Origin of the sequence: Geobacillus sp. DSP4a (assembly GCF_013096875.1) — a bacterium.
GTDB lineage: Bacteria > Bacillota > Bacilli > Bacillales > Anoxybacillaceae > Geobacillus > Geobacillus thermophilus.
This window is the reverse complement of record NZ_SDLD01000067.1, coordinates 1-9790: the sequence shown is the minus strand read 5'-3', so window position 1 is coordinate 9790 and position 9790 is coordinate 1. Positions and strand designations below refer to the sequence as shown.

The following is a 9790-nucleotide window of genomic DNA, read 5'->3' as shown; positions in this document are numbered from 1 at the left end:
CTCAAGATGAGGGATGAGAGTCCGAAAGCGCTTACGATATGAATTCCTGAAAATGGTTCGCTAACTAGTGATTGACAACGCCCGTAGTGAACCGAAAAAATGTTCTCCACAAAGTCTTGACTGACTCTCGCCTTCCTGATCGTTTGACAGTGGCTGGGCTTGTCCCTTTCTCCTGCCGAGTTGAATGGCGTGCGGATGCAAATAAAATAAAAACGTGCAGTGTTCCCGAGTGGTTCATGAAACACTGCACGTTACCCGCTGCGTGTCGATTGTCGCAGGAAAGGCATGCTCCCATCCTTTCTTTTTAACTTTCAACGTTATGCAATGTCGGTGTGGCGATAGCGGACGCCTTTATACCGAACGCGAACCGGTATGCCTTTCTCTTGTTTGTACCTGATGAGCAGCCGTCGAGCTTTTGAAAAGGCTTCCATCATCCCAGATGCCGGAATCGCCTCATCCCAGACAGACGTTCTTCCTTGGTCTGTGTAAAAGGAAAAGACGTACTGTTTCACCCTCTTCACCTCCCTATGTACTTATTATAATCAGAGACTGTTTTTCCTAAACACAAAAACTGTTACAATTATGTTAACATTTTCTGTGCCGCGGCACTATGAAAAAATGGCTGGCGGAATGGGCCGCCGTGTCACGTAGTATGTTCGTTGTCACCGCCGGAATCAGCCTGCCGCCATGCTGCAAAGCCAGCGGTCTCTCTCTTGTCGCCGCAAAGAAAACCGGCACCTTATTCGATGCCGGTTTGATGTTTGTATTGTTTGACAGCCGACGGATAGTCGGCTTGGATGGCGTCTTTGTCCCGCCCAAGCCGCACACTTAAAAACTCTAGCACAGCGGCGTCGTAGGCGAGCCCTGCCGCAAACTGCCGCTTTAACCATCGCTCGCCCGCGGCTTCATCGGGAAAGGTGCGAGCCTCTCCCCCGTCGGCATACCATGTCCATCCCTGTTCCGTCTGGCGGCTTAACCACCACTGGCCCTGATGATTCGTCCAAAACACGCCTTCTGCCTCTTCCCGCTTGTTCAGTTGGTTTTGTTCCGCATCGCCATAAACAGGCGCAAGCGGGAACGTCTCGATGACAAACAGCGGAAAGGTCGTGTCATCCACAAAACAACCCGATGCCTTCGGGTGGCCGCCGCCGCCAAACTGCTTCGCGAATTCGGCGACGTTGACATTGTCATGGATGGTGCGAAACCCGATATGTTTTGTCCCGAGATTGACTAGGGCGATCAAATCTAGGTGCGGATGCCGTTTGGATAAGGCGTTGCCAAGCTCCGACAGATGGCGTTCAGCGAACACGACGCCGATGCAGTAATCGCCGATCCAGCGCTGAACGAGCTGCTTTTGCTTCTGTCGGATGTAGCGTTGAATTTTCTTTTCTTCCATATCCAGAAGCAACTCTTCCGTCTCCGTCAAGGCGAACGCCTCCCCGGAGGCGAGCCGCTCGCTCATCGTCTCCCAAAAGCCGTCGAGCCCGAGAATGGTGAACAAATCGTTGAGCCGCTTCGCTTGCAAATTCCCATTTTCTTCCCATTCCCACGTGTCGTACTGGCGGACGAGCTCGACAAACGCATCCAACGTTTCGTTAGGCGCCAGTTTTCCTTCGCGGACGAGGTAATCGTAAAAGAGCGAGGTTGCACATGTTTTTTTGCCGTCTTCCCGTTCGGGCGCGACCCATCCCCATGGATAGCTGTTGAAATGAAGCGCGGTCACGTGGTGGTCGATGACTTGCACATGGCCGCCGCGCTTGGCCCGCTCGGCGAGCTGCTGCTCCACCTCCTGGCCGACGGCTAGGTCGGTGATAAACAGCATGGCGCCATTCGCTTCCTCGCTTTGCAAGAACTGGCTGACCCGTTCATCCAAGTTCCGGTACGAGCAAAACGAAATGTTCACCTCGGCAAACGCCAGCTTGGCGAGCAATCCGCAGCCGATGCCGTCTAAATCGCTGTCGGTAAATAGTTTGATCATCGATTCCCATCCTTTTGTTACAAGCTTTTTTGCAGCCACGTTTTCAAAAGCGGAAGCAGTCGGTCGGGCAGCTCGCTCACTTGTGGAACGAAAACGCGAAAGCGGCCGTAAATGTTTTCAATCGTCCGCCGCGTCGATTCGTCATCCGCCCCGCGGCCTAAAAAAAGGTTGACAACCTCAATGCCGCGCCGCCGCGCTTCGACCACCGCTTCATGCGTGTCGATAATGCCGTTTTGTTCGTAGCCATAGGCGGCCGGTTCCCCGTCAGAAAAGATGAGCAACACTTTTTGCGTTTCTGGGCGGCGGAGAAGTTGCTCAGTCATCCAGCGGATCGCCAGCCCGTCGCGGTTGTCTTCGTGGGGCTCAAGCTGCATGATCGCCGGGCCGCTTGATGGGTCCAACGACTCGCGGAACGAAACAGCCACTTGCAAGTAATTCGGCTGTCTGGCCGCGGTTGCCTCGTTGGCATCTTCCCAAAACCCGACGATCTGGTGCGGCACACGCAACGTTTGAAGCACGTTGTGGCAGAGAACGAGCCCCGTTTTCGTTTCATCCATTTTATCGTGCATCGACGCCGAGCAGTCGACGAGCAGGCCGAACGCTGCGTTGAACCGCCGCGCTGGCTCGCCTTTTTTGTAAAACAGGCGCGGCCGCTCGTCGGTGAAAAACGGTATGAGCTGTTTGCGCAGCCGTCCGGCCGGCAAGTTCGTGCGCCACGTGCTGCGCTGGTGTTCGAGCCATTGCTCCATCACGCGCACAAGCCGCTTCCGGTATGGCGCGGCCGCCGCCTGTTTGCTGCGGTATTCGTCCCGTTCGTCACGACTTGGCGGCGGGGAAGAAAAAACAATGATGGCTGCCTGGCGGTTCGCTTCCCCATATGGAGCACCGCCTCCGGCTGGTCGATGTTCCTGGAATGCGGCTGCCGCCTCGAGGCCGTATTCGTTTCGCTTCGCCGGCCGGGACGTTCCTTGGACAATGGCGAGCGCCTGGTCGCCATCGTCCCCCGGCCTCGCCCCGTCGCCAAGCATGCCAGTGCGGGTGCCGCGTTCCAACTCAAAGCGGAGAAAATTCCCATTCGGCCGGCTTGTTTCCCGGTGCCACGTCGACAGCACTTCCTGGTGCGCTTTGCCGTTTGACGGATTTTCCGCTGCATCGCGGTTTTCCAACGGATCGACCCGCTTCAAATCGCGAACCGTCATCTCCGATTCATCGTCCCCGTCATCGACAAATGGAAGCGAGGTGTAAGCGTTCACCATGTCACCGGCAAGCGCCTCTTCCATCAATGCGACGATGGCTAACGCCCAGCGGGCCGTATCCGCGGTGGACATCGCGTCAAACCATTGCGGCCACAGCGCGTCAAGGCGCGCCTGCACCGTTTCATCCGCCATCGGAGCGAGCGGAACGTCATCAAGCGGCGAGTCGGCGGTCAGCCGCAAATACATCGCCGCCAAAAATTGATCGGCGGCGGCGCCGCGGGTCTGGTTTGCCTGCCATTGCTGGGTGAAGTAGCGACGGTAAAGGCGGCGGCGCGTGCGAAACCAACGTTTCACCCCGGGCCGTTCCCGCTCGCAGAGGGCCTCAACACGAAGATCCTCAGCCAACGAAAACAGCTGTTTCGCCAGTTTCGGCCATGGGTGCGCTTCGGCTGCTTGCCGAAATGCGCGGACCGCCGCTAGGTCCGTATGCCGCCGCGTGCCGATGACGCGCAAGGCGACATCGCTTTTCATCGCCGTTTCTTTCTCCTTTGGCGGATACACATCCCAAAACTGACTGACGTACACCGTTGGCTTAACCGGATGCATCCCGGAATGGGCGGCGAACTCGACCGTCATGTCAGGACGGCGGGCGAGCGTTCGGGCGAGATCGGCGAGCTGCATCACCAAAAACGGATCAATCGGCCGATCGTTGAACATCATAAACCGTTCCATGGCCGCCTCCTACTCGTCAAACCATGTTTCCGCGATATTGCGCACCGCCGCCCGCTCCCGTTCATCGTCGAGCTTGTCGATGATGCTTCGTTCAATGGCGCGCAGCGGCGGGATATGCACCGCCAGATCGCACGCATCGAGCAAGGCGCGTACGGAAGCCACTTCTTCTGCCACTTGCCCGTTTCGCACCTGCGCCAGCAAGTCGGCTGACAAGGCGACGAAACGGTTGATCAACGCATCGTCTGTTAATGTAGTTTGTGCCATGATGACCGATTTTAACGTCTCCCCCTGCACATATGGGACATCGATGACGACGAAGCGGTTTTTTAACGCTTCATTGAGCGGCACGGTGCCGATATAACCTTCGTTGATCGCCGCAATGACGCCAAACGTCGGCTTCGCCTCGACGACCTCGCCAGTGAGCGGATTGGTGAGGCGGCGCCGATAGTCAAGCACGCTGTTTAAGATTGGCAGCGTCTCAGGTTTGGCCATATTGATTTCATCAATGTATAGCAAATGCCCCTTCTCCATCGCCCGGATGACCGGACCGGGCACATATTCGATCACCGCTTGGCCGTCGCGGTGCACGATCGTTTTAAACCCAAGTAGCGCCTCGGCATCAAGGTCCACAGAGCAGTTGATGCTGTGCATCGGCTGCCCGAACAAGGCGGACAACGTTTCCGCCAGCCGCGTTTTCCCCGATCCGGTTGGACCTTTTAACAGTACGTTTTTTCCAAGCGCCAGGGCGATGGCCGCATCGTGCACGATCGCTTCGTCTTCCGCCGTATACCCGCCGGAGCCGATCAGCGCGTGATCTGGATCATGGCGGAATAACGATTTTCGTGTTTCCATTTCCCTTATGACAACCTGTGGCCATGTCAACATCCTACGTCTTCCTCTCTGTTGCCGTGTCCTTCTCCCATTCTACTAAATCGTTCGGTGGGATGCAAAACAAACAGAATTCACCATAAAAATGTTATGTAAATTCATACAAAAAAAGAGGCGCCCTCAACTGAAGTTGTCCTCAATCGCCTTGCGAATGAGCGCCGCACACCGGTCCAGCTCCGCTTTCAGTTGGCGTTTGTACAATTTCGCCTTTTCCTGCCCCCCTTCCGCGAAGCGGTAGTACACAACTTCTTGGTACTTCATGCCTTCTTTTTTCTGCTTGACTTGCTTTAAAATGCCGTCTTCAATCAAATCGTGGAGCGCTTTGTACACTTCGGAATGGTTCGGCTGGTAGCCGAACGGTTTAAACTCTTGGCGCAGCACATCAAGCAGCTTCAGTCCATACAACCGTTCTTGTTCCGTTAACGTGATTAAATACAGTTTTAAAAACGCACGTTGTTTTAACAGAAAACCGCTGGGCGTCCGTTTTTCTCCCATAGGCTTTTTCCCTCCTTCCCTACGGATGAAATTTCGCTCTTTGGGCGGCCAAATCCTGCTTATCTTCATTATACCATGCGGGAAAGGAAAAATCCTCTCCCGCTTGGGTTCAATAAAACACGATCGTTTTGTTTCCGTGGATGATGACCCGGTCTTCCAAATGCCATTTGAGCGCCCGGGCGAGCACGGTTTTTTCGATCAGGCGGCCGATCCGCTTTAAATCGTCGGGATGGTGGCGGTGGTCCACGCGGGCGACGTCTTGCTCGATGATCGGCCCTTCATCCAAATCGTCGGTGACGTAGTGCGATGTGGCGCCGATCAATTTGACGCCGCGCTCATACGCCCGCTCATACGGACGCGCGCCAATAAAGGCGGGCAAAAATGAGTGGTGGATGTTGATGATCCGTCCCGGGAATTCAGCGACAAACGCCGGCGACAAAATTTGCATGTAGCGGGCAAGCACGATCGTGTCGATCTGATAGTCACGAAGCAGACGGATTTGTTCGGCTTCGGCGTCCGCTTTCGTTTCTTTCGTCACCGGAATATGCACATACGGGATGCCAAACGACTCGACCGTCTCGCGCAAGTCGGGGTGGTTGCTGATGACAAGGGCGATGTCGGCGATCAGCTCTCCCGCCTGCCATTGCCAAAGAAGTTCAAGCAGACAATGCTCGGCTTTGGAGACAAAAATCGCGATTCGCCGAATGTCGTTGTGCAGCCGAAGCTGCCAACGCATCTGAAATTCAGCAGCGATCGGGGCGAACGCCGCTTCGATCTGGTCTTTTCGTTCCGTGATGTTCGGGCAGTCAAACTCCAAACGGAGGAAGAACGTCCCCCCTTTCGGATCGGTCGAGTATTGGCTCGATTCGACGATATTGGCGCCTTGCTCATACAAGAAGGACGTGACCGCGGCGACAATACCTGGACGATCCGGACAGGAAATGAGCAGGCGGGCGCGATCTTCATAGCCTTGCAAAAATGATTGCCAGCGATGTTGGCGAAATGTCGTCATGTTGTTCTCTCCCTTTTCTTTCCGTCGTTTGGTTTTCATCATACAAAAAAATCATCCGCTTGCCAACTGCACGGTCCATCTTTTTTGCAAGAAAAGCCGCCTTTGCCCCTGCGGCGGAAGGGGCGATATTCAAAAGAACATCTCCCCTCGAGTAAAATGGCAGATCAAAGGGTGTCTCGTTATGTAGGAGACACCCTTTGATCTGCCCGTGATCAGTCTTTCGTCAAATCGCCGGCCGGGCCGAAAAATTCGTAATGGATGCGTTCTTCTGGCACGCCCCACTCTGCTAAGGCGCGGTAGACCGTTTTCATAAATGGCACCGGGCCGCAGAAATAAAAGTCAGCGTCGCGAGTCGGAATGACCGTTTTCATCCAAGCAAGGTCGATCCGTCCTTCTTTGCCGAAATGCGGATGACGGCGGTCGTCTTCAGACGGCGATTCGTAACAGAGATGGTAGGCAAACGACGGGCGTTTGGCCAATGCCCGCAACTCTTCGTCAAAGGCTTGCACGCGGCCGTTTAGGGCAGCTTGAAGAAACGTCACCGGACGATTCGGCTGACGGATGGCCAATGTATTCGCCATGCTTAAAAGCGGAGTGATGCCGACGCCGCCGCTGATAAAGACGACCGGCGTTTCTTTGGTGAGATCAAGCGTAAAGTCGCCGGCTGGAGCGCTTAACTCGACGACATCGCCTTCGTGAATGTGGTCATGCAAATAGTTCGACACGATGCCGGCCGGTTTTTCCGCTGTAGCTGCTTCCCGTTTGACACTGATGCGGTAATACCCTTTTCCAGGTGCATCCGATAAGCTGTATTGGCGAATATGCGTATACGTCTCGCCCGGAATCGACAGTTTGACGCTCACGTATTGACCCGGCAAATAATCACTGATGGCCTTGCCGTCTTCCGGCTCCAAATAAAACGAAGTAATGACGCCGCTTTCTTTCACCTTTTTCACGACGACAAATCGGCGAAAGTCACGCCAGCCGCCGTGCTTGGCCGCAGCTTCATCGTAGAGCTCCTTCTCGACTTGAATGAAAACAGCGGCAATGGCTTCATACGCTGCCGCCCAAGCCGTTATCACGTCATCAGTGGCAGCGTCGCCGAGCACGTCTTTGATCGCTAGCAGCAAGTGCCTTCCGACAATCGGGTATTGTTCCGGTTTAATGCCTAAACTCCGGTGTTTATGGCCGATTTGCCGCACGACCGGCAAAATGGCGTCCAATTGATCGATATAGCGCGCTGCCGCGTACACGGCTGCCGCCAAGGCGCGTTGCTGCCGCCCTTGTTTTTGGTTGGCATGGTTGAAAATATTCAACAATTCTGGATGGTTCGAAAACATCAATTGGTAAAACCGTTTGGTAATCTGTTCGCCGTGCTGCTCCAACACCGGTACGGTCGATTTGACGATCTCAATCGTTTTTGGGTGCAAAGCCGTTGTCGTAGCCATGTTTCATCTCCTCGCATAAAACATGTATTTTAAATACATGTTTTATTCAATCATACGCATAGTGAAAAAGCAACGTTTCAAATACATCTTTAATAAATTGTTCACAATTCCCTCGCACAGACAGGTGTGATACAATGGAAGCAACCATCTTGTCTAAAGGTTGTGGATGACCATGCAGCTGACGAACTATACAGAATATGCGTTGCGTGTGCTGCTGTTTTTAGGAACGCTCGATGAAGGCGAAAAAACAAATATCAAAGAAATTTCCACTGCGTTTTCCCTCTCTGATCATCATTTAAGCAAAATCGTCCATGAGCTCGGCAAGCTTGGCTACATCGAAACGATCCGCGGACGCAACGGCGGGATTCGCCTGGCGAAACGGCCGGAGGAGATTGTCATCGGTGCGGTCGTTCGCGAGACGGAAGACAATTTGTCGCTTGTGGAGTGCTTCGCCGCTCACGGTAATGAATGCGTGCTGACGCCTTCATGCCGGCTCCGTTTTGCGCTTCGCGAGGCGTTAGAAGCGTTTTTGCGTGTGCTCGATGCGTATACGCTCGCTGATTTGCTTGAAAACCGTACGTCGCTTCGTGCTTTGCTTGGGGAGCGGCGCGATCGATAGACACTCTCCGGCCGGGTGCCGGGGAGTGTTATTTTTTGCCGAACAGGCACACTATAAGCAAGCATCGCCGCATGAAGGGAGACGGAACGATGGAATCATACGATGTCGTGGTCGTCGCCCGCCGTCTCAGTTTATGATGGAAACGAAAGGAGGAGGAAAAGATGCGAAAACGATGGATGATGCCGCTTGCCGCCATTTGCGCGTTAGCGGTCAGCCTTTGTGCCGGCTGCGGCGGCCAAGACGAGGAGCGGCCGGAAAAACGCAACCAGTCGTCGAACATGGGCGGCGGGATGAACACGTCCGGCACCGGCCGGCAAACCCCTTTGTTTGCCACAAGATGAAGAATATATTAAGATTAGAAAGGTGTGAAAACATCTGCATGACTAAAGGAGGTCACAATGAAACACGAAGGAAGCGCTTTACCCCCTTACTTGCATATGGGCAACGGAGAGCTTTGGCTCACCGAAGATGACCGCGACAATTTGAAAATTAGCTACCGGATCAAAGAGGTGATCTTTGCCGAGCCATCCGAGTATCAGCATGTCATGATTTTGGATTCGTATGATTTTGGCCGCATGCTCGTACTGGACGGCGTCGTGCAAACGACCTCGATTGACGGCCATATTTATAATGAGATGATTTCGCACGTGCCGCTTCAGTTTCATCCGGAAGCCAAACGGGCGCTGATCATCGGAGGGGGAGACTGCGGGGCAGCCAGAGAAACGGCTAAGTATGCCCGCCTCGAGGCGATCGAGATGGTGGAAATTGATGAGAAGGTCGTCCGGGCGTGCAAAGAACATTTGCCGGCCGTCTCCGGCAATTTGTCCGACCCGCGCGTCCACTTCATTTATGGCGACGGTGTCGCCTTTGTGCGCGGAAAGGAACGCGAGTACGACGTCATCATGATCGACTCCTCCGACCCGGTCGGCCCGGCTGAGGCGCTGTTTTCACCGGAGTTTTATGCCAACGTGCACCGGGCATTAAAAGAGGACGGGCTCATGGTGTGCCAAAGCCAGTCGCCCATTTTCCATCTCGATATTTTGAAGCGGACATACCGCAACATTCGCGAATTGTTCCCGCATGTGCTCGTGTACACGGCGGTTGTGCCGACGTACCCGGGCGGATTGTGGAGCTTTACAATTGGCTCGAAACGGCCGCTTGAGCTGCCGAAGCAAACAGCGATTCCCGAAGATACAAAATACGTCAATGACGCCGTATTCCGCCAATGCTTCGCGTTGCCTTCCTTTTTGCGCGCTGCGCTGGAGACAGAGAACGAAAACACGGGAAAATGACCGATGAACCTCCCCCACTTATCGAAGTGGGGGTTTCCTGTTTCCCCTTCGGAGGTGGATGCATGATAGGCTGGTTGGCAGCCTATCTGCAGGCAACACCTGGCACCCGTCCCGTTGGGAGCCACAGGCA

General features: G+C 54.5%; 11 protein-coding genes. 3 read left to right on the top strand and 8 right to left on the bottom strand.

Going from position 1 to position 9790, the window contains the following annotated elements:
• Positions 1-317: 317 nt before the first annotated feature.
• The 8 genes from ETC02_RS15595 to hmpA all read right to left on the bottom strand — a co-directional run bounded on the left by ETC02_RS15595 (position 318) and on the right by hmpA (position 7749).
• Positions 318-512 (bottom strand): hypothetical protein, encoded by a 195-nt coding sequence (locus ETC02_RS15595; protein WP_050367255.1) that lies wholly within the window; start codon positions 510-512, stop codon positions 318-320.
• A 227-nt stretch (positions 513-739) separates the two neighbouring features.
• Positions 740-1978, bottom strand: a complete 1239-nt coding sequence (locus ETC02_RS15590) for a DHH family phosphoesterase (RefSeq protein ID WP_033014133.1) — start codon at positions 1976-1978, stop codon at positions 740-742.
• A gap of 17 nt (positions 1979-1995) precedes the next feature.
• A complete protein-coding gene (locus ETC02_RS15585; protein WP_171698397.1) occupies positions 1996-3906 on the bottom strand; it encodes a nitric oxide reductase activation protein NorD in 1911 nt (636 codons plus the stop codon).
• A 9-nt stretch (positions 3907-3915) separates the two neighbouring features.
• Positions 3916-4791 carry an ATP-binding protein gene (locus tag ETC02_RS15580; protein ID WP_050367256.1) on the bottom strand — a complete coding sequence of 292 codons (876 nt, stop codon included), beginning with the start codon at positions 4789-4791 and terminating at the stop codon, positions 3916-3918.
• Between the two features lie 123 nt (positions 4792-4914).
• On the bottom strand, positions 4915-5289 hold the full coding sequence (locus ETC02_RS15575) for a replication termination protein (RefSeq protein WP_033014127.1): 375 nt from the start codon (positions 5287-5289) through the stop codon (positions 4915-4917).
• A gap of 109 nt (positions 5290-5398) precedes the next feature.
• On the bottom strand, positions 5399-6301 hold the full coding sequence (gene purU / locus ETC02_RS15570; RefSeq protein ID WP_033014125.1) for a formyltetrahydrofolate deformylase: 903 nt from the start codon (positions 6299-6301) through the stop codon (positions 5399-5401).
• Positions 6252-6434 (bottom strand): hypothetical protein, encoded by a 183-nt coding sequence (locus ETC02_RS15565; RefSeq protein ID WP_152968898.1) that lies wholly within the window; start codon positions 6432-6434, stop codon positions 6252-6254. The genes purU and ETC02_RS15565 overlap by 50 nt, the downstream gene beginning before the upstream one ends.
• A 79-nt stretch (positions 6435-6513) precedes the next feature.
• Positions 6514-7749 carry an NO-inducible flavohemoprotein gene (hmpA, locus tag ETC02_RS15560; protein ID WP_050367257.1) on the bottom strand — a complete coding sequence of 412 codons (1236 nt, stop codon included), beginning with the start codon at positions 7747-7749 and terminating at the stop codon, positions 6514-6516.
• 172 nt (positions 7750-7921) lie between these two features.
• On the opposite strand from hmpA, the gene nsrR reads away from it, so the two are divergent.
• The 3 genes from nsrR (at position 7922) to speE (ending at position 9660) form a co-directional block, all read left to right on the top strand.
• A complete protein-coding gene (gene nsrR / locus ETC02_RS15555) occupies positions 7922-8368 on the top strand; it encodes a nitric oxide-sensing transcriptional repressor NsrR (protein ID WP_063211970.1) in 447 nt (148 codons plus the stop codon).
• A gap of 161 nt (positions 8369-8529) precedes the next feature.
• The gene (locus ETC02_RS15550; protein ID WP_050367258.1) at positions 8530-8709 is read left to right on the top strand and encodes a hypothetical protein; all 180 of its coding nucleotides are present in this window, start codon (positions 8530-8532) and stop codon (positions 8707-8709) included.
• 57 nt (positions 8710-8766) lie between these two features.
• A complete protein-coding gene (speE, locus tag ETC02_RS15545) occupies positions 8767-9660 on the top strand; it encodes a polyamine aminopropyltransferase (protein ID WP_050367259.1) in 894 nt (297 codons plus the stop codon).
• The last annotated feature ends 130 nt before the right edge of the window (positions 9661-9790 follow it).